Origin of the sequence: Burkholderia pseudomultivorans, from assembly GCF_902499075.1 — a bacterium.
GTDB lineage: Bacteria > Pseudomonadota > Gammaproteobacteria > Burkholderiales > Burkholderiaceae > Burkholderia > Burkholderia pseudomultivorans.
In genome coordinates, this window is sequence record NZ_CABVPP010000036.1 from 45,898 (window position 1) to 71,808 (window position 25,911).

Annotated in this window: 16 protein-coding genes; 13 read left to right on the forward strand and 3 right to left on the reverse strand. The window is 70.3% G+C overall.

Annotated features, from left to right (window positions below; translation table 11 throughout):
• Positions 1-598 precede the first annotated feature (598 nt).
• The 4 genes from BST28156_RS21945 (at position 599) to BST28156_RS21960 (ending at position 5,478) form a co-directional block, all read left to right on the forward strand.
• A complete protein-coding gene (locus BST28156_RS21945; protein ID WP_060243875.1) occupies positions 599-1,111 on the forward strand; it encodes a fimbrial protein in 513 nt (170 codons plus the stop codon).
• Positions 1,112-1,199: 88 nt separating this feature from the next.
• Positions 1,200-3,686, forward strand: coding sequence for a fimbria/pilus outer membrane usher protein (locus BST28156_RS21950; RefSeq protein WP_496350117.1), 2,487 nt, complete (start codon positions 1,200-1,202; stop codon positions 3,684-3,686).
• A gap of 17 nt (positions 3,687-3,703) precedes the next feature.
• Positions 3,704-4,450 (forward strand): fimbrial biogenesis chaperone, encoded by a 747-nt coding sequence (locus tag BST28156_RS21955; protein WP_060243880.1) that lies wholly within the window; start codon positions 3,704-3,706, stop codon positions 4,448-4,450.
• The gene (locus BST28156_RS21960; RefSeq protein WP_174903353.1) at positions 4,447-5,478 is read left to right on the forward strand and encodes a fimbrial protein; all 1,032 of its coding nucleotides are present in this window, start codon (positions 4,447-4,449) and stop codon (positions 5,476-5,478) included. Before BST28156_RS21955 ends, BST28156_RS21960 begins: the two co-directional genes overlap by 4 nt.
• Before the next feature lie 77 nt (positions 5,479-5,555).
• Here the strand turns inward: BST28156_RS21960 and BST28156_RS21965 are convergent, their stop codons facing one another.
• Positions 5,556-5,693, reverse strand: a complete 138-nt coding sequence (locus tag BST28156_RS21965; RefSeq protein WP_174903354.1) for an HHHH-motif protein — start codon at positions 5,691-5,693, stop codon at positions 5,556-5,558.
• A 49-nt stretch (positions 5,694-5,742) separates the two neighbouring features.
• Positions 5,743-5,970 (reverse strand): hypothetical protein, encoded by a 228-nt coding sequence (locus tag BST28156_RS21970; RefSeq protein ID WP_174903355.1) that lies wholly within the window; start codon positions 5,968-5,970, stop codon positions 5,743-5,745.
• A 390-nt stretch (positions 5,971-6,360) separates the two neighbouring features.
• Here BST28156_RS21970 and BST28156_RS21975 point away from each other — a divergent pair, with 390 nt between their 5' ends.
• The 7 genes from BST28156_RS21975 to BST28156_RS22005 all read left to right on the forward strand — a co-directional run bounded on the left by BST28156_RS21975 (position 6,361) and on the right by BST28156_RS22005 (position 13,195).
• Entirely contained in the window at positions 6,361-7,029 is a 669-nt protein-coding gene (locus BST28156_RS21975) for an RNA polymerase factor sigma-70 (RefSeq protein WP_174903356.1), read from the forward strand.
• Between the two features lie 85 nt (positions 7,030-7,114).
• Positions 7,115-7,357 carry an MbtH family protein gene (locus BST28156_RS21980; RefSeq protein ID WP_006764342.1) on the forward strand — a complete coding sequence of 81 codons (243 nt, stop codon included), beginning with the start codon at positions 7,115-7,117 and terminating at the stop codon, positions 7,355-7,357.
• A gap of 44 nt (positions 7,358-7,401) precedes the next feature.
• Positions 7,402-8,418: a TauD/TfdA family dioxygenase gene (locus BST28156_RS21985; protein WP_174903357.1), complete on the forward strand. Its 1,017-nt coding sequence runs from the start codon at positions 7,402-7,404 to the stop codon at positions 8,416-8,418.
• On the forward strand, positions 8,408-9,256 hold the full coding sequence (locus BST28156_RS21990; RefSeq protein WP_060243887.1) for an ABC transporter ATP-binding protein: 849 nt from the start codon (positions 8,408-8,410) through the stop codon (positions 9,254-9,256). The genes BST28156_RS21985 and BST28156_RS21990 overlap by 11 nt, the downstream gene beginning before the upstream one ends.
• Positions 9,253-11,343, forward strand: coding sequence for a Fe(3+)-hydroxamate ABC transporter permease FhuB (gene fhuB / locus BST28156_RS21995; RefSeq protein ID WP_174903358.1), 2,091 nt, complete (start codon positions 9,253-9,255; stop codon positions 11,341-11,343). Before BST28156_RS21990 ends, fhuB begins: the two co-directional genes overlap by 4 nt.
• A complete protein-coding gene (gene fhuF / locus BST28156_RS22000; protein WP_174903359.1) occupies positions 11,340-12,140 on the forward strand; it encodes a siderophore-iron reductase FhuF in 801 nt (266 codons plus the stop codon). Before fhuB ends, fhuF begins: the two co-directional genes overlap by 4 nt.
• Complete coding sequence (locus tag BST28156_RS22005) at positions 12,137-13,195, forward strand: ABC transporter substrate-binding protein (protein WP_174903360.1); 1,059 nt, start codon at positions 12,137-12,139, stop codon at positions 13,193-13,195. The genes fhuF and BST28156_RS22005 overlap by 4 nt, the downstream gene beginning before the upstream one ends.
• A gap of 174 nt (positions 13,196-13,369) precedes the next feature.
• On the opposite strand, the gene BST28156_RS22010 is transcribed toward BST28156_RS22005, so the two are convergent.
• Positions 13,370-15,109, reverse strand: coding sequence for a cyclic peptide export ABC transporter (locus BST28156_RS22010; protein ID WP_174903361.1), 1,740 nt, complete (start codon positions 15,107-15,109; stop codon positions 13,370-13,372).
• A 270-nt stretch (positions 15,110-15,379) separates the two neighbouring features.
• Here BST28156_RS22010 and BST28156_RS22015 point away from each other — a divergent pair, with 270 nt between their 5' ends.
• Positions 15,380-25,054, forward strand: a complete 9,675-nt coding sequence (locus BST28156_RS22015) for a non-ribosomal peptide synthetase (RefSeq protein WP_174903362.1) — start codon at positions 15,380-15,382, stop codon at positions 25,052-25,054.
• 9 nt (positions 25,055-25,063) lie between these two features.
• A partial coding sequence (locus BST28156_RS22020) for a condensation domain-containing protein (RefSeq protein ID WP_254596408.1) occupies positions 25,064-25,911 on the forward strand: 848 nt, incomplete at its 3' end.

The window sequence follows — 25,911 nt, forward strand, 5'->3', positions numbered from 1 at the left end:
TCGGGAACGCACCGCGTCGCCCGCTTCTTTTCTTCAGTCGATTTCACCGGACGCGATTTTAACGCGCCATTTGACGAATCGATTAATCCGTGTATTGAGCCCAATAAGGGCGGCAAAGTGTCGCAGTAAAACGTTTGTATTGATGTCGCAATCGTTTGCGCATTGAATCGGTTTAAAAGAAAAGCGTCCGTTAATTTCCTGTTGGTTGAATATGCTCGCGCGGTTTTGTTGCGATCGGACAACTTTGGCGGAGTTTGACAGGATTTTGTCTCGTCGCGGAAGGATTCCGTGTCGGGCAATGCTGGCAAGGCTCGGCGAGCTTCAGGAAGGTGCTCTGCGGAAATCCGCTTAATCTTCAATCGGTTCCGTCAATTCAAAAATGACCGCGGATCAAAATAAAGGGATTGCAAACCGTCTGGAAATAGTGGGGTTGAAAGATCGGCAGGCGGACATTGTCATTTGCAATTTAACAATGCTTTACAGAATTCTTTCAACCTTATCTCGATAATGCGGCCTCGTGTCGGACGGGAGCCCACCACACGCTGCCGTTTGTGTCCGTCACGTCGTCCATCCAATCTGCAATCCTTACGGAAACGCCATGAAAAAAACCCTCCTGACCGCCGTCGCACTCGCCGCCCTGTCCACCTCGGCCTTCGCAGAAGGCACCGGCACGATCAACTTCACGGGCGAGATCGTTGCTGGCGCATGCGGCATCGACTCGGGTTCGGACAACCAGACCGTGAACCTCGGCAAGGTTCCGACCAACGTGTTCAAGAAGGCCGGCGACAAGTCCACGCCGACGAAGTTCGACATCAAGCTCACCGACTGCGACACCAGCATTGCGCAGAACGCGTACTTTAAGTTCACGGGCACGTCGAGCGCGGGTGACGAGAAGCTGCTGGCCACGATCGGCTCGGCCACCAACGTCGGCATCCGCCTGCAGGCCGCTTCGGGCGAATACCTCGACAACGGCGTCGAGCAGAAGGCGCCGACCGTGCTGCAGAACGGCACGAACGTCGCCCGTTTCGCCGCGATGTACGAAGCGACCGCAGCCGGCGTGACGCCGGGTACGGCCGACGGCGTCGCGAACTTCACGGTTCGCTACCAGTAAGCGTCCCGGCGGGAGGCGGGGTGTGCGCACCCTGTCTCCCGCGTTTTCCCTCCTGTTTTCCTTCTCCCCGGACTTTCGGTAGCACCGCGTGCGAATCAGACATTCCTTCCTTTGCGTCTCCGTGCTGGTGGTCGGCAGCCAGAGCCATGCGACGGAATTCAATTCGTCGTTTCTCAGCATCGACGGGGCGAGCAACGTCGACCTGTCGCAGTTCTCGCAGGCCGATTTCACGCTGCCGGGCGAGTACATGCTCGACGTGCAGGTCAACGACCTGTTCTACGGGCTGCAGTCGATCGAGTTCGTCGCACTCGATGCATCCGGCGCCGGCAAGCCGTGCCTGCGGCCTGAACTGGTCGCGCAGTTCGGCCTGAAGCCGTCGCTGATGAAAGGCCTGCCGCGTTTCCAGGGCGGCCGCTGTGTCGATCTCGGCGCGATCGAGGGCGCGACCGTGCGCTACCTGAAGGGCGACGGACGGCTCAAGATCACGATTCCGCAGGCCGCGCTCGAGTTCACCGACTCGACCTACCTGCCGCCGGATCGCTGGTCCGAAGGGATTCCGGGCGCGATGCTCGACTATCGCGTGATCGCGAACACCAACCGCAACTTCGGCGCGGCCGGCGGACAGACGAATTCGGTCCAGGCCTACGGGACGGTCGGCGCGAACTGGGACGCGTGGCGTTTTCGCGGCGACTACCAGGCGCAGTCGAACGTCGGCAACACGGTGTACGCGGATCGCACGTTCCGCTTCAGCCGGCTTTATGCGTTCCGCGCGCTGCCGTCGATCCAGTCGACCGTGACGTTCGGCGACGACTATCTCAGCTCCGACATCTTCGACACGTTCGCGCTGACGGGCGCGTCGCTGCGCAGCGACGACCGCATGCTGCCGCCTTCGCTGCGCGGCTATGCGCCGCTGATCTCGGGCGTCGCGCGCACCAACGCGACTGTGACCGTGTCGCAGGCGGGCCGCGTGCTGTACGTAACGCGCGTGTCGCCGGGCGCGTTCGCGCTGCAGAACATCAACACGAGCGTGCAGGGCACGCTCGACGTCGCGGTCGAGGAAGAGGACGGCAGCGTGCAGCGTTTCCAGGTGACGACCGCGGCCGTGCCGTTCCTCGCGCGCACCGGGCAGCTCCGCTACAAGGCCGCGGTCGGCAAGCCGCGCCTGTTCGGCGGCGCGGGCATCACGCCGTTCTTCGGTTTCGGCGAGGCCGCCTACGGGCTGCCGTTCGACGTCACCGTGTATGGCGGCTTCATTGCCGCGTCGGGCTATACGTCGATCGCGCTCGGCGTCGGCCGCGACTTCGGCACGTTCGGCGCGCTGTCGGCCGACGTTACGCATGCGCGTGCGCGCCTGTGGTGGAACGGCGCGACGCGCAACGGCAACTCGTATCGCGTCAACTATTCGAAGCACTTCGACGGGCTCGACGCCGACGTGCGCTTCTTCGGCTATCGCTTCTCCGAGCGCGAATACACGAACTTCGCGCAGTTCTCGGGCGACCCGACCGCGTACGGCCTCGCGAACAGCAAGCAGCGCTATTCGGCGACGCTGTCGAAGCGCTTCGGCGACACGTCGACCTATTTCTCGTACGACCAGACGACCTACTGGCAGCGCACGTCCGAGCAGCGCATCGGCCTGACGCTGACGCGCGCGTTCTCGATCGGCGCGCTGCGCAACCTGAACGTCAGCATGTCGGCGTTTCGCACGCAGAGCGCGGGCGCGAGCGGCAACCAGTTTTCGGTTACCGCGACGCTGCCGATCGGCGGCCGCCACATCGTCTCGTCGAACCTGACGACGGGCAACGGCAGCACCAGCGTCAACGCGGGCTACCTGTACGACGACGCGGACGGCCGCAGCTACCAGGTCAACGCGGGCGCGACCGACGGGCGCGCGTCGGCGAACGCGAGCTTCCGCCAGCGCACCTCCGCGTACCAGCTCACCGCACAGGCGTCGACGGTCGCGAACGCGTACGCGGCTGCGTCGCTCGAAGTCGACGGCTCGTTCGTCGCGACGCAGTACGGCGTCGCCGCGCATGCGAACGGCAACGCGGGCGATACGCGCCTGCTGGTATCGACCGACGGCGTGCCCGCCGTGCCGCTGTCCGGCACGCTCGCGCATACCGACTCGCGCGGCTATGCGGTGCTCGACGGCATCTCGCCGTACAACGTGTACGACGCGGCCGTCAACGTCGAGAAACTGCCGCTCGAAGTGCAGGTGTCGAACCCGATCCAGCGCATGGTGCTGACCGACGGCGCGATCGGCTTCGTCAAATTCTCCGCCGCGCGCGGCAGCAACCTGTACCTGACGCTGACCGACCCGGCCGGCAAGCCGCTGCCGTTCGGCGCATCGGTGCAGGACGCGGCGAACGGCAAGGAACTCGGCATCGTCGGCGAGGGCGGCGCCGCCTACCTCACGCAGGTGCAGCCGAAGTCGTCGCTCGCGGTGCGCGCGGGCGAGCGCACGCTCTGCACGATCGGCGTGCTGCCGAACCAGCTTCAACTTGAAGGCACGCCGATCCCGGTGACGTGCCAGACGCCCGGCGAGTCGCATGCAGCGGCCGCGCGGGACGAACGATGATTTCCACGGATCTTGCGATGAACCCTTCCTACTCCGTTTCTTTCCTGCGGCGCGCCTCGTGCGTGCTCGCCACCGCCGGCGCGCTGCTGGCCGGCGCCGCGCAGGCGGCGATCGTGCCGGACCGCACGCGCGTGATCTTCAACGAGGGCGAGCAGGCCGCGATCGTCACGATCACCAACAAGAGCACGACCTATCCGTATCTGGTGCAGTCATGGCTCGAGGATGCGAACGGCAACAAGATCACGTCGCCGCTGATGGTCGTGCCGCCGCTGCAGCGCGTCGAGGCCAACGAGCGCAACGTGCTGCGCATCGCGAAGCTGCCCGGCACCGCGCTGCCGGCCGATCGCGAATCGGTGTTCTACCTGAACATCCGCGAAGTGCCGCCGAAGACCGACACGCCGAACGCGCTGCAGATCGCGCTGCATACGCAGATGAAGCTGTTCTACCGGCCGAAGGCCGTGCAGCCGGCGCGCGACGAGGACTGGACGCTGCCGATGACGCTGCGCGTCGACGCGGCCGCGCACAGGCTGGTGTTCGACAACCCGACGCCGTACCACGTGACGGTCGTCGACGTCAGCGCGGGCGCGCAGAAGACGCCGGTGCCGATGGAGCCGGTGATGGTGAGCCCGATGGCCACGGCCGAGGTGCCGTTCAAGGCCGCGGCGCCGTCGACGCTGTTCGTCACGCATATCGACGATTACGGCGGCCAGGTGGCGGTCGAGTATGCGTGCGATGCGGGCGCCTGCAAGAGCGTGAAGAAATGAGCGGCGTCCGCTTCAACCCGGGCGCGATCCGCATGCCGGCGTGGCTCGGCTGGTGCGCATTCGTATGCTGCCTGATGCTCGCGCAGCCGGCCTGGGCCGTACGCTGTGTCGCGAACGGCGGCGGCACGATGTTGACCGAGTCGATCGGCAACGTGGCGTCGTATCCGACCGATGCGCCGGACGGCTACGTGATCTGGGTGTCGCCGCCGCGCACGACGACCGGATACTGCTACAAGGATCTCGGCGGCGACATGAAGACGTTCGGCGAATGGATCTACTTCTATGCGAACCCCGAGCAGCAGAACCCGGCCGCATGGGGGCTCGAGATCGGCATTCGCTACCTCGGGCAGGACTACTTCGGCCGCAGCAGCCAGCCGGGCGACGGCGTGCAGACGAAGACCTACGTCGAGCCGTGCACGCTGAGCGATGCCGCCGTCAAGGCGGGACGATGCGAGAAGTTTCCGCTGAGCATCACCTACCAGGTCGTGGTGCGCAAGCGCGGCAACTGGGTGCGGCCGCCGTCGGACATCTATGCGGTGTTCCAGTTCGACGGCAAGGGCGGCCTGAACTACATCAACCCGAGTTTTCGCTACAAGTTGAGCGGCCTGCAGAATCTCAAGCCGACGCCGTGCATCGTCGACGTGAAGGTCACGCCCGAGCCGGGCGTCGTGAAGTTCGGCCAGATCCAGGCGACGGGCAACGGCTTTTCGCCGGCGGTGCCGCGCAAGCCGTTCAGCGTCGCGCTGACCAAGCAGTGCAACGTGGCGGTGCGCGTGGACGGCTACTTCGAAACCTCGCAGACCGTACGCAACGGGTTGCTCGTGCCGGAAGCCAACAGCAATTTCGGGATCGGCATCGAAGACCGCAACGGCAAGACGATTCCGTTCAACGAGCAGTTCGTGCTCGCGCAGATGCCGGGCAACGTGAACTATCAGAGCGTGACGCTCGATGCGGTGCTGAAGTCGTTCGGAGCACCGAAGATCGGCCCGTTCAACGGCACCGCGACGATCCGCCTGTTCATCTACTGACGCGCGTGCGGCTTCTCGCCGCGCGCGGACACAAAAAAGCGCCGGCATGCCGGCGCTTCGCGTTTGCTGCGGGACGCTTACCGCACCCAGCGGCACATCTTGTGATGATGGTGGTCGAAGTGGCATACGCGATGCGGATGCGCTTCGGCGATGGCCGGCACCAGCACGGCGGCGGCGACGGCAGCGGCGGTCAGGGTTTTCAGTAGCGTTTTCATGTTGAGGTCCTGTCGTTGAGGATCGAGTCACACGGGAAGGGGAAGGGCGTTACCACTGCGGGCGTTGATCGTCGCGATGATCGTCTCGACGGTCGTCATGTCCACCGGGATGCTGCGCTTCCCAATCGCGGCGCTCCCAGTAGCGATGTCCGTCCCAATAACGATCGCCATGCCAGCCGATCGTGACTTCCGCCGGAGCGGGGTAGGCGACGCATCCGGTCAACATAACGCTCGACAATGCACCCGCCATGACAGCCGATAACACGATGGTCTTCATGTTGTTCTCCCTTGGAAACGGCAATTCGATCGTACGAGCCCCACAAATTTCACGTGGTAATAAGTTGCTACGGCAAATGACAAGCGCGCCGTTTTTGTCAGGTCGATGAAAGGTCGTCGCTGCGGGCCGCGCACGCCGCTCGCCCGGCAATCCGGCGCCTTGCCGTGCCGGCCGGCCGTTCCGCCTCCGGCATCCCGCGCCGGCCGCAGCTTTCATCTCGAAAGCCTATTGCGGGCCTGAATTCTTGCGTCCGGTCCGTCTGTTCCAGCAACGATCCCGCTCATTATTCAGACAAATCCCGGCTATCGGCATGGATATCTAGTAATCAGATTGAGAATGATTTGCGTTTACGTTAAATTTTGCCATCTCGAAATTTGACGGAGCAGATCGATGGCTATGGCGGACGTGCTCGAACGACCGGTCGCGGCGACGGCCAACCCGTTCCTCGGCAGTTATCCGGACCTGCCGCCGCGCCCGGCGCCGCGTGCGCGCAAGGCTGCCGAGCCGCGCGCGCAGGGCGCGCTGCTCGACGTGCTGATCGCGCATCGCGCGATGCTCGTCAATGTCGCGCGCGGCTTCGTCGGCTGTGCAAGCCGGGCCGAGGACGTCGTGCACGACGTCTTCATCAAGCTCGTCGAGTTTCCGAACCAGGACGCGGTGCGCCAGCCGGTCGCGTACGTGACGCGCATGGTGCGCAACGCGTCGATCGATGCATGCCGTCGGCAGAACCTCGAAAACGTCTACCACACGGAAGAGGACGACGGCTTCGACGTGCCGTCGCCCGAGCCGACGCCGGAGGCCGCGCTGCTGACGCGCGACACGCTGCGGCGCGTGTGGGCCGCGCTCGACGACCTGCCGGCGCGCAGCCGCGCGGCGTTCGAGATGGTGCGGCTGCGCGAGGAGACGCTGCAGACCGCGGCGCGCGCGCTGAACGTGTCGCAGACGCTCGTGCATTTCATGGTGCGCGACGCGGAGCGCCACTGCGCGGAATGCCTCGACGCCTGCCATCGCGGTGTCGCGTGTCCGGTGTTCCTCGGCGGCCGCGCGCGGCGGCGGTAAAAATTCGCGCCGGCCAATCGTCTTTCAGGCAGGAGCGGTCGAATCGCCGCTTCGCCTCCTTCAACCGTTTCCCGCTTTTTCGATCATGACGCAAGCCACGACGCCTTCCGCCGACACCGACGATCTCGTCTACACGGTCGTCATCAACGACGAAGAACAGTATTCGATCTGGCCGACCTTCCGGCCCGTGCCGGCCGGCTGGCGCGAGGTCGGCGTGCGCGGCCCGAAGGCCGACTGTCTCGCGCACATCGAAGCCGTATGGACCGACATGCGCCCCGCAAGCCTGCGCCGCGCGATGGACGGCGAGCGCGCATCGAGCGCATCGTGATCCGCTGCGCCGCGACCCGGCGCGCCATCTGAAGAGGACGTTGCATGACCCTGCTTTCGTTGCCGATGCTCGACGACCTGCGTATCGAGCCGGGGCTGCCCACCGTCGTGTCGCCGCGCGCCGGCGGCATGTCGCTCGACGAGGTTGCGCCGCTCGCGCGCGCGATCGCGGCCGACACGCTCGAGCGCGCGGGCGGCGTGCTGTTTACCGGCTTTCACGTGCCGTCGATCGACGCGTTCCAGCAGTTCGCGGCCGCGTTCGGCGATCCGCTGATCGGCTATGAGTACGCGTCGACGCCGCGCAGCCAGGTCGAAGGCGCGGTGTATACGTCGACCGAATACCCGCCGCATCGCGCGATTCCGCTGCACAACGAGCAGTCGTATACGCGCGAATGGCCGCTGCGGATCTGGTTCCACTGCGCGCTCGCCGCGCCGAAGGGCGGGGCGACGCCGATCGCGGACAGCCGCGCGGTCTACCGCGCACTCGACCCGGCGCTGGTCGCACGCTTCGAGCAGCGCGAACTGCTGTACGTGCGCAACTTCGGGCAAGGACTCGACCTGCCGTGGCAGCAGTCGTTCGGCACCGACGATCCGGCCGAGGTCGAGCGGATGTGCGCGGCGCGCGGCATCGAATGCGCATGGCGCACCGACGACGACGGCGAACTGCTGCTGCGCACGCGCGAACGCTGCCAGGCCGTCGCGCGTCATCCGCGCAGCGGCGATCGCGTGTGGTTCAACCAGGCGAACCTGTTCCATCTGTCCGCGCTCGACGAAGACATGCAGGAAGCGCTCGTCGACGCGGTCGGCCTCGACAACGTGCCGCGCAACGTCTATTACGGCGACGGCGCACCGCTCGAGGCCGATGCGCTTGCAGAGATCCGCGGCGTGCTCGACCGTCAGCGCATCGTGTTCCCGTGGCAGACGGGCGACGTGCTGATGCTCGACAACATGCTCACCGCGCATGCGCGCGATCCGTTCGAGGGGCCGCGCAAGGTCGTGGTCGCGATGGCGCAAAGCTATACGGTCCCGCGCGCGAGCGAACGGAGGACCGATGACGCGTAGCACCGCCGCGCTGGCCGCGCGCGGGCTGACGGTAGGGTATCGCGACCATGTCGTGATCGACGGGCTCGACCTGTCGATCGCGGCCGGCCGCGTGACCGCGCTGTGCGGCCCGAACGGCTGCGGCAAGAGCACGCTGCTGCGCACGCTCGCGGGTCTGCAGCCCGCGCGCGCGGGGCACGTCGAAGTCAACGGCCGGCCGCTCGCGTCGTTTCGCCGTCGCGCGCTTGCGCGCGAGCTGACGATGCTCGCGCAGTTCAACCAGATTCCATCGGGCCTGACGGTACGCGAACTCGTCGCGTACGGGCGCTACGCATACGGCGGCTTCCTGCGCGGGCTGTCGCGCGCCGATCATGCGGCGATCGACGAGGCGCTCGCCACGAGCGGCCTAGCCGACGATGCGGGTCGCGACGTCGGCGCACTGTCGGGCGGCGAGCGGCAGCGCGCGTGGATCGCGATGGCGCTCGCGCAGCAGGCGCCGATCGTGCTGCTCGACGAGCCGACGACCTATCTCGACATCCATCACCAGCTCGACATCCTCGACGCGCTGCGCGAACTGAATCGCACGCGCGGGCTGACGATCGTCTGGGTGCTGCACGACCTGAACCAGGCGGCCGCCTACAGCGACGAGATCGTGCTGATGCGTGCGGGCCGTCTCGTCGCGCAGGGCGTACCCGACGCGATGCTCGATCCCGCGCGGCTGCGCGCGGCGTTCGGCGTCGAGATGCTGAAGCTCGCGCATCCGCAGACGGGTGCGCCGATGTGCGTGCCGGCCTACGGGCCGTCGGCTGCCGGCACCGCGCAGGCGGCCGGTGCGTTCGACAGGGATCTCGCCACATGACGACGCTCGCGACGCGCAAGCGCCTCGCGGCGGCGGGGCAGCGCGAAACGGCCGGCCGCGCGGGACGGATTGCGATCGGCCTGTTCGCGCTGATCGCGCTCGTCGTGGGCGTGCGCGTCGCGCCCGACCTGCGTGCATGGTCGGCTGCCGCGCCCGGCAGCGACGCCGCCGCGCTCGCGCATGTGTTCCTGTTCGACCTGAGCCTGCCGCGCGTCGCGGCCGCACTGGTCGCGGGTGGATGTCTCGGGATAGCGGGCGCGCTGTTCCAGTCGCTCACGCGCAATCCGCTCGCGTCGCCGGATCTGCTCGGCGTGACGGGCGGCGCCCAGCTCGGCCTGCTCGCGGCGATGCTGGTGCCCGCGCTGGCGGGCGTCGCGTCGGTGCCGATGCTGTTCGTCTGCGGGCTCGCGGGCGCCGCGTGCGCGCTCGCCGCGGCTGGCGGCTGGCGTGCGACGCCGCTGCGGCTGGTGCTCGCGGGCAGCGTCTGCATGCTGCTGTTCGCGGCGCTGTCGACGCTCGTGCTCGCGTTCTTCGAGCAGAACATCGCGGGCGCCGCACTGTGGGCGAACGGCAGCCTTTATCAGCCGGGCGCGACCGGTCTGATGCTCGCCGCGCGCTGGCTCGTGCTGCCGCTGGTCGCGCTGCCGTTCGTGATCCGGCCGCTCGATCCGCTCGCGCTCGGCGACGAGGCGGCGGCCGCGGCCGGCGTGCGCGTCGATGCGACGCGGCTCGCCGCGACGGTGGTCGCGGTCGCGTTCACGAGCGTGGCCGTCAGCATCGCGGGCCCGCTGTCGTATGTCGGCCTCGTCGCGCCGAACCTGCTGCGGCAGGTGCGCGGCGCGCGCGCGGCCCGGCTCGGCGCGCTGGTGCCGCTGTCGGCGCTCGCGGGCGGCGCACTCGTGCTCGTCACCGACAGCGCGGTGCTGGCGTCGGGGCTCGACGCGACGCTGTCGACCGGCGTCGCGATCGCGCTGGTCGGCACGCCGCTGATGCTCGCGATGATCCGGCGCGGTGCCGCGTGGTCGGGCGTGCTGCATGCGGAAGCCGACCGTTCGGCCGCAGGCGGGTCGACGCGGCTGGTCGGTTGGCTCGAACGGCTCGGCTGGCCGCTGCGCACCGCACTGTTCGTCGCGGCGGGCGCGCTGATCGTGCTCGCCGGTGTGTCGGCCGGCCCCGAATGGCTCGCGCCCGCGCGCTGGTTCGCCGCGCTGTCTGGCCACGATACGGTCGCGCGGATGCTGATCGACCTGCGCATGCCGCGCCTGCTGTGCGCGCTGCTCGCCGGCGCGCTGCTCGCCGTCAGCGGCGTCGCGATGCAAAGCGTGGTGCGCAATCCGCTGGCCGGCCCCGAAGTGCTCGGCGTCACGCAGGGCGCGGGGCTCGTCACGCTGTTCGCGTTGTCGAGCTGGCCGCTGATGGGCCACGTGACGCTCGCGGCGGCCGCGCTGATCGGCGGCGGGTTGTCGCTCGCGATCACGCTCGCGCTGAATCACCGGCATCGCTATGCGCCGCTTGCGGTCGCGTTGACCGGCATCGTGATCGGCGCGCTGTGGACCACGCTCGCGCAGTGGCTGATCACGCAGCAAAGCGTGCAGCCCGCGCGCTTCGTCGTATGGCTGGTCGGCGGCACCTACGGGCGCAGCTGGGGCGAAGTGACGATGCTGCTGCCGTGGTGCGTGCTCGCGGTGCCGGTATTCGCGTGGCTCGCGCAGCCGCTCGACATGCTCGCGCTCGGCGACGATCAGGCGGCCGCGCTCGGCCTGCCGATCGCGGTGCTGCGGCCGCTCGCGCTGGCGATCGCGACGTTCGCCGCGTGCGCGGCCGTCGCGGCGGTCGGGCCGATCGGCTTCATCGGGCTGATGGCGCCGCATGTCGCGACGATGCTCGGCGCGCGCCGGCACCGCACGCGGCTGTGGCTTGCGGCCGCGTGCGGCGCGCTGATCCTCGGCTGCGCGGATCTCGCGGCCCGCATGCTGGTCGCGCCGCGAGAAGTGCCGGCCGGCGTGCTGACCGCGCTGATCGGCGCGCCGTACCTGCTCGGCCTGCTGATCGTCGAGGCGCGCCGCGCGCGGCGCGTGGGGCGATGACGCCACCGTTCGACGGCGCACGCGCCACCCGTTTCTCGCGCTTCGCGCCCGAGCCGTTCGCCGCGCATCTCGACGTCGTCTGGCTCGGCATGCCCGACGACGCGCGCGCGCCGGGCCGCGTCGTCGTGCCGGTCGGCGCGCTGCCGGATCACCGCGACGCGGTGCTCGACGCGATGGTGCGCCATTACGGCGGCGATCCGGCGCGGCACGCGCGCGCGCTGGTGTCGCAATGGAGCAAATACTATTTCGGCCGCGCGGCGCCGGCCGGCGTCGTCGCCGCACTGACGCTCGGCCGGCCGCTCGACATGACGCCTGAGCGCACCTTCGTCGCGCTCGACGAAGGGATGCCCGCCGCGCTGTATTTCGCGCCCGACGCGCTCGGCGCGCGATGCGACGATCCCGCGCGCCGCTATGCGGGCCTCGTCGCGCACCTCGGCGCGGTGATCGACCTGCTGGCGGCGATGGGCCGCGTGACGCCGCGCGTGCTGTGGAGCAACGCGGGCAACCTGCTCGATTTCCTGCTGGACAGCTGTCGCGCGCTGCCGTGCGCGGCCGATCCCGTGCGCGATGCGGACTGGCTGTTCGGCACGTCGTGCGTGGCCGGCGAGCCGAATCCGCTGCGCCTGCCGGTGCGCGACGCGATACCGCGTTCGCCGCTGCTGCCGACGCCGTTTCGCGCGCGCCGCGTGTGCTGCCTGCGCTATGAAATTCCTGGAGAAACGCAACTGTGTGGAAGCTGTCCTCTGCTACTGACGATGGACGACGCGGCGCTGGCCGGGCAGGACGCGATCCGGTGACGGACGCGGGCCGTCGGCACGCGCTCGCGCGGCTCGCGGCGCTGGGCGCCGCGTGTTGCGGCGCATTCGCGGCGCCCGCGGTCGCCGTCGCGGGCGACGTGAGCGGCGATGCGCGCGGCGGGCAGGGCGGTCACGCAGCGCGCGCGGCACCGCCGCACGGGCTGTCGCTGGCCGGCAATCCGGTCGTGTCGCAGGCCAGCGCGACGATGCCGGTGCGGCCGCAGCGCGTGGTCGCGCTCGACTTCATGTTCGCGGAAAGCGTGGTCGCACTCGACCTGGTTCCGGTCGGGATGGCCGACACCGCGTTCTATCCGGGCTGGCTCGGCTACCGGAGCGAGCGCCTCGCGCACGTGACCGACATCGGTTCGCGGCAGGAGCCGGGGCTCGAAGCGATCGCGGCGGTCGAGCCCGACCTGATCATCGGCGTCGGCTTCCGGCATGCGCCGATCTTCGCGGCGCTCGACCGGATCGCGCCGACGATCCTGTTCCAGTTCAGCCCGAACGTGTCCGAGGACGGCGTGCCCGTCACGCAGCTCGACTGGATGCGGCAGATCTTCCGCACGATCGGCGCGGTGACCGGGCGCGACGCGCGCGCGCAGACCGTCGAAGCGCAGCTCGACGCGGGGCTCGCGCGCAATGCCGCGCGCCTGTCGGCGGCCGGCCGCCAGGGCGAACGCATCGCGCTGTTGCAGGAACTCGGCCTGCCCGACCGCTACTGGGCGTATACCGGCAACAGCACGGCTGCGGGCCTCGCGCGCGCACTCGGTCTCGAGCCGTGGCCGAAAAAGCCGACGCGCGAAGGCACGCTCTACGTGACGTCGGCCGACCTGCTCACGCAGCGCGATCTCGCGATCCTGTTCGTGACCGCGACCGGGCTCGACGTGCCGCTTGCCGCGAAGCTCGATTCGCCGGTATGGCGTTTCGTGCCGGCGTTGCAGCGGCACCGGATCGCGCTCGTCGAGCGCAATATCTGGGGGTTCGGCGGGCCGATGTCGGCGCTGAAACTGGCCGACGTGATGACCGATACGATGCTGAAGCTGCCGATCGCGCGTTGATCGGCGGCGGAGGGGAAGACGAGGAGAAGGTTGAATCCGGCTTGCCGACAATGATCGCCGCAAGAGCCTGCGGGCTCGGCGATGCGGCTTCGGCCAGCGCGCCCGGGTTTTCCGACATCACACAGCAACGACACGGCCGGCCCGTCGCAACCGCGACGCGCCGGCCGTTTCCGTTTACGCGCTCAGCGCGCCGACGCCGTGCTGCGAATCCGCGGGCGTCGTATCGCTGACGATCCGTCCGTTCTCGAGCTTCAGCAGGCGGTCGGCGAGCCCGAAATAGCGATCGTCGTGCGTGATCACGATCACCGCCTTGCCGCGCGCGCGCAGTTCGGGCAGCAGCTGTTCGTAGAACACGGCCTTGAACGACGGGTCCTGGTCGGCCGCCCATTCGTCGAACAGGTAGAACGGCCGATCCTCCAGATACGCGACGACGAGCGCGAGCCGCTTGCGCTGCCCGGTCGACAGCGCACGCGTCGAGAATGCACCGTCGACGACCTGCACCTTGTGGTCGAGCGCGAGCTTCGCGACCAGCGCATTCGCGCGCGCATCGGCCTGCGCGCGGTCCGGATCGTCGGGGTCGACGATGCCGATCAGCGCATCGAACAGATGGAAATCGTTGAACACCGCGCTGAAGCGCTGCCGGTACGCGGCGCGCTCGCGCCAGCCGATCGCGCGGCCGTCGACCTCGATCGTGCCTTCCTCGGGTTCGTAGAGACCGGTGAGCACCTTCGCGAGCGTGGTCTTGCCGCTGCCGTTGCCGCCGACGATGAACACCAGCTCGCCCGGCTCGATCGTCAGGTCGACCGGCCCGATACGGAACATCCGCTCGTCGCGCTCGTGGAAGTACGCATGCGTGACGCCGCGCAGCGTGACGGCACCGGCCGGCGGCAGGTCGGGCGCATCGCTGGCGGGAGGCACCGTGCGCAGCGCGCCGAATTCGGTCATCACGCTTTCGATGCGCGCGAGCGACACGCGCGCCGCATTGACGGTCGGCAGGTTGTTCAGCAGCCCGTCGAGCGGCACCAGCATGAACAGGAACACGACGACGTAGCCGGCGGCCGCGCCCGGATCGGCATGCACGCCGAGCTGCGGCCAGAACGACGCGACGCCGAGGAACACGTAGAACAGGAAGATGATCCAGCCCACGCCGACCGCGTACGCGCTGAATGCGCGACGGCGATGATCGCGCACTTCGCCGATCGCCGCGCCGAGCTGGCCGTCGACGAACTGGCGCGCGCGCGCGTCGTGCAGCTTCAGTTCCTTCGCGCCGGAGAACAGCGCGCCGAGATAGCCGAACAGCCGGTCCTGCGCGTGGCCGGCCGCTTCGAGCGACGCGATCGCGCGGCGGTCGCCGGTGTGGTAGCCGAGCGAGCCCGCGACGATCGCGGCGAGCGCGAGCGCGCACACGGGCCACGACAGCCACGCGAGATAGCCGAGGCAGCCGAACACGATCGAGCCGTGCATCACGAGGTTCGGCAGCGCGAAGAACAGCATCGACACGTTGGTCGCGTCGTCGGTCAGCACCGACTGCACGGGCGCTGCGCCGATCCGCTCGATGTCGCGCAGCTCGGCCGCGCCGACGCGCCGCGCGAGATGCACGCGCAGCCGCGCCATCGTGTCCTGCGACAGCCGAGCGAACAGCGTACCGGACACGATCCGCGTGACGAGCGCGATCACCGCGCACAGCGCGAAGCGCCACGCGAGCGCGGCGTCGGCCGCGCCCGGCTGCGCGAGCGCGCGGTTCAGCGTCGCGACGAGCAGCACGCTCGCGATGCCGTTCAGCACGCACGCGACCAGCGCGAGCGTGAACGGCGCACGGCTTTCGCGCAGCAGTGCGAGGATCAGGCGCGCCGCGGGGCGGGCGGGCGAGGCGTCGAGGGACGGCGGGGAGGAAGACTCGTGGGCAGCTGTCATCGGCAACGTCGGTCAATAAGAAGGTACGCAGAAACGTCGAAACGGTCGTGAAAGCGGCGAACGGGCCTGCGCCGTCGCGGCTTTCCTCCCTGATAGACGAACGGGCCGCACAAATATTTAGCCGTGCGCCGGAAAACCCGCCGGCCGGGCGTCGCATCGGAATCGAAAACAAAAAGGTAAAAAATCGCGCGCGTCGTTCGTCACACCAGTGAAGCCGCCCAAGCGGCCCCGAGACTTGGCCGAAGCGGCCAGACCGAAGGACTTCACGCCATGACGAGTTTCCCGACTGCGCTGCACCACCGAATCCGCGAACAGGCGCGCCGCGCGCCCGATGCGCCCGCGCTCGCGGCGCCTTTCCAGAACGACCTGCGCCTGTCGCGCGGCGCGCTCGACGCGCGCGCATCGCGGCTGGCGCGGCAACTGCGCGCGGCCGGCGTCGGTGCGGAAGTGCGGGTCGGCGTGTGCGTCGAGCGCTCGTGCGAGCTGTTCGTCGCGCTGCTGGCCGTGCTGAAGGCGGGCGGCGTGTTCGTGCCGCTCGATCCGCGCCACCCGGCGGCCCGGCTCGACTGGATCGTCCACGATGCGCAGCTGCGCCACGGCATCGTCGATGCGGCGGGCCGCGCCGCGCTCGGCGCGCCGTTCGAACACGCGTTCGACGTTACCGAACAGGCGTCAGCCGCGCCGGATTTCGCCGACGATGAAGAAGACGCACCGGTGCATCCGCGCGCGGCCGCCTACATGATCTATACGTCGGGCTCGACCGGCACGCCGAAGGCGGTGGTCGTCGAGCACGGGCCGCTCGCCGCGCATTGCGATGCGCTCGCCGCCGCGTTGCCGATCGGGGCAGACGATCGGCTGCTGCATTTCGCGTCGGTCAACTTCGATGCGGCGCACGAATGCTGGCTCGCACCGCTCGCGGTCGGCGCAAGCGTGACGATTGCGCCGCCGCAGCCGTTCGCGCCGGACGCCGCGCATGCGCTGATGGTGCAGGAAGCGGTCAGCGTCGCCGCGTTTCCACCTGCCTACCTGCGCGAATTCGCGGCCGTTGCCGCACGCGTCGGCGTGCCGCGCGCGCTGCGCGTGCTCGCGTTCGGCGGCGAAGCGCTGCCGCAGCAGGCGTTCGAATTCGTGCGTCAAACGTTTCCGTCGGTACGCCTGATCAACGGTTACGGGCCGACCGAGGCCGTGATCTCGCCGATGCTGTGGCCGGTCGAGCCGGGCGAGACGCCCGTGCTGGCCGCGGACGATGCGTATGCGTCGCTGCCGATCGGCCGCGCGATCGGTCCGCGCGTCGCGCGCATCGACGGCGAACGCGGCGCGGCCGGCGAGCTGCTGCTCGGCGGCGTCTGTCTCGCGCGCGGCTATCACGGCCGCCCTGCGCTGACGGCCGAGCGCTTCGTGCCGGACCCGGACGGCGCGCCCGGCGCGCGCGTGTACCGCACCGGCGATCTCGCGCGCCTGCGCGACGACGGCGCATTCGATTATCTCGGCCGCCTCGACGATCAGGTACAGGTGCGCGGCGTGCGCGTCGAGCCCGCGGAAATCGCCGCGTGCCTGCGCGCGCATCCGGCCGTTGCCGATGCGGCCGTGATTGCCGAAACGGGCGACGGCCCGACGCGGCTGATCGCCTGCGTCGTGCTGCATGACGCGGCCGACGATGCGGCGCTGAAGGCGCACGTGGCCGCGCAGTTGCCGGCCGCATGGCAGCCGCACCGGTTCGAACGCTGCGACGCGCTGCCGTATACGCTGAACGGCAAGCTCGACCGCGCTGTGCTGCGCGAGCTGATTGCAGCCCGGCGGGCCGCCGCAGCGCGCGACGCGACGCAATGCGCGGGCGCCGCGCCGCGCACGCCGACCGAGCAGCAGCTCGCCGGTATCTGGCGGACGCTGCTCGGTCTCGACACCACGCCGTCGCGCGACGATCATTTTGTCGCGCTGGGCGCCGACTCGCTCGCCGTGATGCAGCTGCAGGCCGCGATCCGCGCGGCCGTACGCGTGAACCTGCGGCTCGATACGCTGTTCGCCGATCCGTCGCTGACAGAACTGGCCGATACGGTCGACCGCGCCGAGCGCGAGACGGGAGAAGCGCTGAACGTCATCGCCGCGCGCGGCCCCGCAGCCGATACGTCCGCATCGGCTGCGCCGCATGTCGATCGCGCGGCGTCGCTCGCGCAGCAGCGTTTCTGGGTGCTCGCGCAGATGCGCGACGCCGGCGCCGCATATCACATCGCCGCACACTGGACGATCGACGGTACGCTCGACCGCGCCGCGTTGCAGCGTGCGCTCGATCACGTGATCGAACGGCATGAAGCATGGCGCACGACGCTCGTCGACCATGACGATGGTGTCGTGATGCAGCGGATCCATGCGCATCTGCCGGTTGCGATCGCCGACATCGACCTGCGCGACCGGCCGCCGGCCGCGCGCGACGCGGAAGCGACGCGCGTCGCCGAACGCGATGCAGGCGCACCGTTCGATCTGGCGCGCGGGCCGTTGGTGCGCGCAACGCTCGTCGCGCTCGCCGACGATCGCCACCGCCTGCTGCTGACCGCGCATCATGCGATCACCGACGGCTGGAGTTCGCGCTGCGCGTTCGACGAACTGTCGGCAGCCTATTGCGCGTTTGCGGCAGGCCGCGCGCCGTCGCTGCCCGACCTGCCGATCCAGTACGCGGACTACGCGGACTGGCAGCGCGACCTGCTCGCGCGCGGCGAGGGCGAGCGCCAGCTCGACTATTGGCGCGGCGCGCTGTGCGACGTGCCGGGCCCGCTCGCGCTGCCGGTCGACCGCCAGCCGCCCGCGACGCGCACGCTGCACGGCGCGCGCACGTCGGTGCGCCTGCCCGACGCGGTCGCGGCCGACGTGCGCCGGCTCGCGCGCGACGCGCAGGCCTCCGTCTTCACCGTGCTGCTGGCCGCGCTCGACGCGTGGCTGGCACGGCTGACCGGCGAGACGGACCTCGTCGTCGCGGTGCCGGTCGCGCATCGCCAGCGTCCGGAAACCCGTGCGCTGCTCGGGCTGTTCCTGAACACGGTCGCGCTGCGCGTGCGCGTCGCGCCGACGCTGCCGTTCCGCGCGCTGGTCGATGCGACGCGCACGGCGGTGCTCGACGCGATGACGCATCAGGACGTGCCGTTCGAACGTGTCGTCGATGCGGTGAAGCCGCCTGTGAAGCGCGGCGACGAATGGCTGCGAGTGAAATTCGCGCAGCAGTTCGACGCGCGGCACGACAGCGTGCTGCCGGGCGCGATCGCGGTCGCGACGCCGGGGCCGGATCTCGCCGCGCGCTTCGATTTCGCACTCGATTTCACCGACGACGCGAACGGCATCGAACTGGTCGCGGCCCATGCGACCGACTGCATCGACGCGGAGACCGCGCGCGCGTGGCTCGACAGCTACGCGGCGCTGCTCGCCTCGGCCGCGCGCGATCCGCACTGCGCGACGGCCGCGCTGCCGTGCGACGCTGCACCCGCATCGCGGCAGCCGCGCGACGGCCGCACGCTGCGCATCGAGCATGCGGACGTCGTCGCCGCGTTCGCGCGACAGGCGGCCGCGTATCCGCATCGCGTCGCGCTTGCCGATGCATCGACGTCGCTGAGCTTCGCCGAACTCGACGACGCGTCGAACCGCGTCGCACACGCGCTGCAATTGCGCGGCGCGCAAGCAGAAGCACCGGTGATCGTCTGCGTCGAACGGTCCGCACGCTTCGTCGTCGGCCTGCTCGGCGCGCTGAAGGCCGGCGCGCTGGCCGTGCTGCTCGATCCCGCCCAGCCGGCCGCGCGGCTGGCCGCCGCCGCGGCGGACTGCGGCGCGCGCTACGCGCTGGTGGCCGATCCGGCCGGATGGCCGGCCGGCGCCGACACGCAGCCGCTCGACCTCGACGCGCTGATGCGGGACGCCACCCTTGCTCTGGCGGCCGGCGTGCGCGTCGCGCCGCATCCGGAGCAGGGCGCGTACCTGATCTACACGTCGGGCTCGACCGGCACGCCGAAGGGCGTCGTCGTATCGCATGGCGCGCTGGCCGACTACGTGCAGGGGATGCTCGACGAACTCGCGTTCGCGCCCGACGCATCGTTTGCGATGGTGTCGACGGTCGCGGCCGACCTCGGCCACACGACGCTGTTCGGCGCGCTGTGCGCGGGCCGCACGCTGCATCTGCTGCCGGCGTCGTGCGCGTTCGATCCCGATGCGTTCGCCGATGAAATGCGCCGCCGCGAGGTCGGTGTGCTGAAGATCGTGCCGAGCCACCTGCAGGCGCTGCTCGACGCGCGCGCGCCGGCCGACGTGCTGCCGCGCCACGCGCTCGTGACGGGCGGCGAGACGCTGACCTGGGCGCTCGTCGCGCGGCTGGCCGCGCTCGCGCCTGCATGCCGCGTGATCAATCATTACGGGCCGACCGAAGCGACGGTCGGCGCGCTCGCCTGCGACACGGCGTCGATTGCCGCCGACCGGCGCGATCCCGCGAGCGGCGTGCCGCTCGGCACGCCGCTGCCGAATGCGCGCGCGCTCGTGCTCGATGCGTTCGGCGCCTGCGTGCCGCCGGGTGCGGCGGGCGAGCTGTATCTCGGCGGCCCCGGCGTCGCGCGCGGCTACCTGAACCGGCCCGGACAGACGGCCGAACGCTTCGTGCCCGATCCGTTCGCGCGCGGCGCACGGCTGTACCGCACCGGCGACCGCGTGCGACTGGGCGCGGATGGTCGAATCGCATTCCTCGGCCGCATCGACGATCAAGTGAAGATTCGCGGCTATCGCGTCGAGCCGGGCGAAGTGAGCGCGGCCGTGCGCGCGGCCGGCCCGGTCGCGCAGGCCGAGACGCTGGCGATCGAACATGACGGCCGCGTGCGGCTCGCGACCTTCGTCGTGATGCGCGACGGCGCGGCGTTCGACGAAGCCGGCATGCGCGCCGCGCTGGCCGCGACGCTGCCCGACTACATGATGCCCGCGCAGTTCGTCGCGCTGGCACGGCTGCCGGTGACCGCGAACGGCAAGATCGATCGCGCCGCGCTGCGCGCGCTGGCCATCGCGCCGGCCGCGAGCGCGTCAGGCGATGCGCCGCAGGGCCCGGTCGAAACGGTGCTCGCCGACGTGTGGCAGGCCGTGCTGAAGGCGCCGCAGGTCGGTCGCGACGACAACTTCTTCGAGCTCGGCGGCGATTCGATTCTCGTGCTGCAGGTGATCGCCCGTGCGCGCAAGCGCGGCGTGCGCTTCACGCCGAAGCAGCTGTTCGACGGCCCGACGGTGGCCGAACTCGCGCGCGTCGCGAAAACGGACGATGCCGCCATGCCGCAGCCGGCGGCGGCCCAGGCCGCACACGTTGCCGTCGCACGGATCCTGACGCCTGCCCAACAGCGTTTCTTCGCGCTCGACGTGCCGCGCCCGGGCCATTGGAACCAGTCGGTCGCGTTCGACGTGCGCGGACCGTTCGACGCCGATGCGTTCGCACGCGCGTTCGACGCGCTGCTCGTTCATCACGACGCATTCCGCCAGCGCTTCACGCGCGATGCGAACGGCGCATGGCAGGCCGGCGACGCCGCGCAACCGCACGACGCGCTGCCGTTCGTCGAAGTCGCGGCAAGCGACGAGACCGATGCGCTCGCGCGCTTCGACGCGCTGCAGCGCCGCCTCGATCTCGGCCGCGGCCCGCTCGCCTGCGCGTGTGCCGCGCGGCTGCCGGACGGCTCGACGCGGCTCTACCTCGCGATCCACCATGCGATCGTCGATGGCGTGTCGTGGCGCATCCTGCTCGACGATCTCGACGCGGCCTATCGCGCCGCCGTCGAGCGCATGCCGATTCGCCTGTCGCCGCCGGGCCTGCGCGCCGACGCGTGGGCCGCACGTCTCGCGCGCGCCGCGACGGAGCCGGCATCGCCGTTCGCGGCGGAAGTCGCGTACTGGGCCGCCATGGCGTCGGGCGACGAGCTCGTGCCCGATCATCCCGACGCGCCGGCGACGAACGCCGAGGCGGCCGTCGTCGTGCAGACGATCGACGCGGCGCTGACCCGCGCGGCGTTGACCGATGCGCATGCCGCGTATCGCACGCAGACGATCGAATTGCTGAGCGCCGCGCTCGCGCAGGCGCTGGCCGGCGCGCGCGGCGCCGCATCGTGCCGCGTCGAGCTGGAAGGGCACGGCCGCGAGGCGCTGTTCGACGACGCCGATGCGAGCCGCACGATCGGCTGGCTGACCAGCCATTACCCGGTGACGCTGCCGGTCGCGACGAACGCGCGCGACACGCTGTGCGCGATCAAGGACACGCTGCGCGCGGTCCCGCACAAAGGGCTCGGCTTCGGCGTGCTCGCGCATTACGGCGATGCGGCGACGCGCGCGGCGCTGGCCGCGGTGCCGCGCCCGCGCGTCACGTTCAACTATCTCGGCCAGTTCGACGCGCCGCGCGACGCGACGCTCGTCCCGCGTTTCGGCGGCGCCGGCGTCGAACGCGATCCGCAGGGGCCGCTCGGCAACACGCTCGCGATTCACGCGTATCTGGACACGGATCGCGACGGCGCACGCACGCTGAAAATACACTGGGTATACGGCGCGCCGCAGTTCGAACGCGCGACGATCGATGCGCTCGCCGCACGCTTCGCGGCCGCGCTGCGCGAACTCGTCGACGCCTGCGCATCGCGTATCGCACACCGTGGCTGCGGGGCGACGCCGGGCGACTTCCCGCTCGCGCGAGCCGCCGGCCTCACGCAGGCCGCGATCGAACGCACGCCGCTCGACTGGCGCACGATCGACGACGTGTACCCGCTGTCGCCGATGCAGCAGGGCATCCTGTTCCATGCGCTGTTCGCACCGGGCCAGGCAAGCTACGTGAACCAGCTCGTCGCGACCGCGACCGCGCTCGATGCCGATCGGCTCACCGCCGCGTTCGCGGCGTCGGTCGCGCGTCACGACATTCTGCGCACCAGCGTGATGCCCGACGAGGCCGCGCCGCTGCAATGCGTGCATCGCCATGCGCGGATGCCGGTCGAGCAGCTCGACTGGCGCACGCGCGGCGCGACGCTCGGCGCCGACTTCGACGCGTGGCTCGCGGCCGATCGCGCGCGCGGCTTCGACTGGCGCGAGCCGCCGCTGATGCGGCTCACGCTGATCCGCGTGAGCGACGACGCATGGCGCGTCGTGTGGACGCGTCATCACGTGCTGCTCGACGGCTGGAGCACCGCGCGCCTGCTCGCGGACGTGTTGCGCGACTACCGCGACCCCGACGCCGTGTCGCCGTTCGCGAGCCGTCCGCCGCTGCGCTACCGCGATTTCATCGCATGGCTCGGCACGCGCGATCGCGACGCGGACGAACGCTTCTGGACCGAACGGCTCGCGCGGCTGGATGCGCCGACGCTGATCGCGGAACGCGCGGCCGATCGCGCGGATACCGCCGTCGTCACGTGGCGCGCGACGATCGACGCGGCCGCGACGGCGCGCGTCGCACAGACTGCCCGCGCGCTGAAACTGACCGTCAACACGCTGGTGCAGGGCGCGTGGGCGCTCGCGCTGCAGCGGATGACGCACCAGCCGGCCGTCGCGTTCGGCGCGACCGTCGCCGGCCGCCCCGACGCGTTGCCGGACGTCGACGCGGTGCTCGGCCTGTTCATCAACACGGTGCCGGTGATTACCGCGCCGGCGCCGCAGCAGCGTGCGGCCGACTGGCTGCAGGCGCTGCAGCGCGACAACGCGGCCGCCGCCGAACATGCGCACACGCCGCTCGCCGATATCCAGCGCTGGGCACGCGGCGCCGGTGGCGCGCTGTTCGACACGCTGGTCGTGTTCGAGAACTATCCGGTCGACGACACGGCACGCGACGGCGATCCGCGCGCGCTCGCGCTGAACGACGTGCGCAGCATCGAGGCGACCGATTTCGCGCTGACGCTCGTGATCGAAAGCGGCGCCGAGCTGACGATCGACTACGGCTACGACACCGCGCGCGTCGATGCGCGGCAGGTCGAGACCTGGCACCGCGCGTTCGCGTGCGCGCTCGATGCGCTGGCGCGCACGCCGGACGCGCCGCTCGGAACGCTGTCGATCGCCGATGCGGTCGCGCTCGACGCGCTGGCGCGCGTGCAGGACACCGCATACGAGTGGCCCGAAGCACAGCGGCAGCCGCTGCACCTGCAGTTCGTCGACGCCGCCCGCGCGACGCCCGACGCGATCGCCCTCGAATACGCGGACGCGCACGGCGGCGTGCATCGCGCGACCTATCGCGAACTCGATCAGCACACGTCGCGCGTTGCCGCCGCGCTGCGCCGTCGCGGCGTGCGACCCGATACGCCGGTCGCGCTGTGCGTCGAGCGTTCGTTCGACATGGTGATCGCGCTCGTCGGCGTGCTGAAGGCGGGCGCCGCCTACCTGCCGGTCGATCCCGACTATCCGGCCGAGCGCATCGCATACCTGCTGCGCGACGCGCGGCCGGCCGTCGCGATCACGCAGGCGCATCTGCGCGAGCAGGTCGAGGCCGCGCTGGGCGACGACGCGTCAACGCAACTGCTGACGGTCGCGGACCTGCTCGCCGACGACGTCGATATCGTCGCGGCCGGCGACGCTTCCGCCGCCGCGCCCGTCGACGACGCGCAGCTCGCCTACCTGATCTACACGTCCGGCTCGACCGGCAAGCCGAAGGGTGCGGGCAACACGCATGGCGCGCTCGCGAACCGGATCGCATGGATGCAGCACGCGTACCGGCTCACGCGCGACGACGTCGTGCTGCACAAGACGCCGTTCGGCTTCGACGTGTCGGTCTGGGAGTTCGTGTGGCCGCTGGCCGTCGGCGCGAAGCTGGCGATCGCCGCGCCCGGCGACCATCGGGATCCGGCGCGCCTCGCGGCCGCGATCCATGCGCACGGCGTGACGGTGCTGCATTTCGTGCCGTCGATGCTTGCCGCGTTCGCCGCGCACCTCGACGATTTCGACGCGGCCGCGCAATGCGACAGCGTCCGGCTGATCGTCGCGAGCGGCGAGGCGCTTGCGCCGGAACTCGTCGCGAAACTCGCGCGGCTGCTGCCGGACGCGACGCTCGTGAACCTGTACGGGCCGACCGAAGCCGCGATCGACGTGTCGCACTGGACCTGCGGTCCGGACGACGTGCACGCGGTCGCGGTGCCGATCGGCCATCCGATCGCGAACCTGCAGCTGCATGTGCTCGATGCCGCATGGCAGCCGGTGCCGGCGGACGCGACCGGCGAACTGTATCTCGCCGGTGCGGGGCTCGCGCGCGGCTATCTCGGCCGGCCCGCGCTGACCGCCGAGCGCTTCGTGCCCGATCCGTTCGTGCCGGGCGCGCGCATGTACCGCACCGGCGATCTCGCGCGACGCCGCGCCGACGGCGCGCTCGACTATCTCGGCCGCGTCGACACGCAGGTGAAGCTGCGCGGCCAGCGGATCGAGCCGGGCGAGATCGAGGCGCTGCTGCGCGCGGCGCCGGGCGTGCACGACGCGGTCGTGATCGTGCGCGACGAACAGCTGATCGGCTATGTCGCACGCGGCGACGCAGGCCCGCTCGACCGCGCCGCGCTGCTCGACGCGTTGCGCGCGCAGCTGCCGGCCTACATGGTGCCGTCGCAACTGATCGAACTCGATGCGCTGCCGGTCACGCCGAACGGCAAGTGCGATCGTCATGCGCTGCCGGCGCCGGTGCGCGATACCGCCGCGGCCGCCGAGCTGGCGACCGACACGGAACGCACGCTCGCAACGATCTGGCAGCGCGTGCTGCACGTGGACGCGATCGGCCGCGACGACGATTTCTTCCTGCTCGGCGGCCACTCGCTGCTCGCGACGCACGCGCATGCGCAGGCGAACCTGCACTGGGGGCTCGCGCTGCCGCTGCGCACGCTGTTCGACACGCGCACGCTGGCGCGCTGCGCGGACGCGATCGATGCAGCCTGTGCGGCACGCGGCGCGACCGACGCGGCGAGCGCGATCGACGCGCTGCTCGGCGAACTGGAAACCCAATAAGGACCCCGGATGACGAAGGCTCAACCCGACTGGCTCGCGCTCGCGACGCGCTTCGCGCAACTGCCCGACGCGCAGCGCGCGGTCTTCATCGACAAGCTCGGCGCGGCCGGCATCGACTTTCGCGTGCTGCCGATTCCGCCGCGTGCACCGCGCAGCGAACGCGTGCCGGCATCGTTCGCGCAGACGCGGCTGTGGCTGCATGCGCGGCTGATCGACGCGCCGGATGCCTATCACATCACCGAGCGGCTCGCGCTGACGGGCGCACTGGACGCGCATGCACTGCGCCTCGCGTGCGACGCGCTGATTGCGCGCCATGAAGCGCTGCGCACGACCTTCGACGAAGCCGGCGACGGCGTCTCGCAGACTATCCATCCGCCGCTGCGCTGCCCGTGGCGCGAGACCGACCTCGAAGCACTGCCCGACGCGCAGCGCATCGCACGCGCGGAACACGTCGCGGCCGCCGACGAAGCCGAAGCGTTCGATCTCGGCGCTGCGCCGCTGCTGCGCGCGCACCTGATCCGTTTCGACGCGACGCACCACTGGCTCGCACTGACGGTGCATCACATCGTGTCGGACGGTTGGTCGTCGGGCGTGATGCTCGACGAACTCGCCGCGTTCTATCGCGCGTACGCAACCGGCCGGCCGGTGCCGCTCGCGCCGCTGCCGATCCAGTACGCGGATTACGCGCTGTGGCAGCGCCGCTGGCTCGATGCCGGCGAGCGCGAGCGCCAGCTCGCGTTCTGGCGCGAACGCCTCGACCCGCAGCGCGGCGTGCTGAACCTGCCGGGCGCGGCCGCGCGGCCGGCACGCCGCAGCGCGCGCGGCGCGCGTCACGTGTTTGCGCTCGACGCGCGGCT

What these genes read in the sequence shown, in the direction of transcription:
- BST28156_RS21970 (WP_174903355.1), bottom strand. Translation starts at nt 5,970, where the DNA reads ATGAAGACCATCGTGTTATCGGCTGTCATGGCGGGTGCATTGTCGAGC.
- BST28156_RS22010 (WP_174903361.1), bottom strand. Translation starts at nt 15,109, where the DNA reads ATGACAGCTGCCCACGAGTCTTCCTCCCCGCCGTCCCTCGACGCCTCG.
- fhuF (WP_174903359.1), top strand. Translation starts at nt 11,340, where the DNA reads ATGACGCCACCGTTCGACGGCGCACGCGCCACCCGTTTCTCGCGCTTC.
- BST28156_RS21955 (WP_060243880.1), top strand. Translation starts at nt 3,704, where the DNA reads ATGAACCCTTCCTACTCCGTTTCTTTCCTGCGGCGCGCCTCGTGCGTG.
- BST28156_RS21985 (WP_174903357.1), top strand. Translation starts at nt 7,402, where the DNA reads ATGACCCTGCTTTCGTTGCCGATGCTCGACGACCTGCGTATCGAGCCG.
- fhuB (WP_174903358.1), top strand. Translation starts at nt 9,253, where the DNA reads ATGACGACGCTCGCGACGCGCAAGCGCCTCGCGGCGGCGGGGCAGCGC.
- BST28156_RS21975 (WP_174903356.1), top strand. Translation starts at nt 6,361, where the DNA reads ATGGCTATGGCGGACGTGCTCGAACGACCGGTCGCGGCGACGGCCAAC.
- BST28156_RS21980 (WP_006764342.1), top strand. Translation starts at nt 7,115, where the DNA reads ATGACGCAAGCCACGACGCCTTCCGCCGACACCGACGATCTCGTCTAC.
- BST28156_RS21945 (WP_060243875.1), top strand. Translation starts at nt 599, where the DNA reads ATGAAAAAAACCCTCCTGACCGCCGTCGCACTCGCCGCCCTGTCCACC.
- BST28156_RS22015 (WP_174903362.1), top strand. Translation starts at nt 15,380, where the DNA reads ATGACGAGTTTCCCGACTGCGCTGCACCACCGAATCCGCGAACAGGCG.
- BST28156_RS21960 (WP_174903353.1), top strand. Translation starts at nt 4,447, where the DNA reads ATGAGCGGCGTCCGCTTCAACCCGGGCGCGATCCGCATGCCGGCGTGG.
- BST28156_RS21990 (WP_060243887.1), top strand. Translation starts at nt 8,408, where the DNA reads ATGACGCGTAGCACCGCCGCGCTGGCCGCGCGCGGGCTGACGGTAGGG.
- BST28156_RS21965 (WP_174903354.1), bottom strand. Translation starts at nt 5,693, where the DNA reads ATGAAAACGCTACTGAAAACCCTGACCGCCGCTGCCGTCGCCGCCGCC.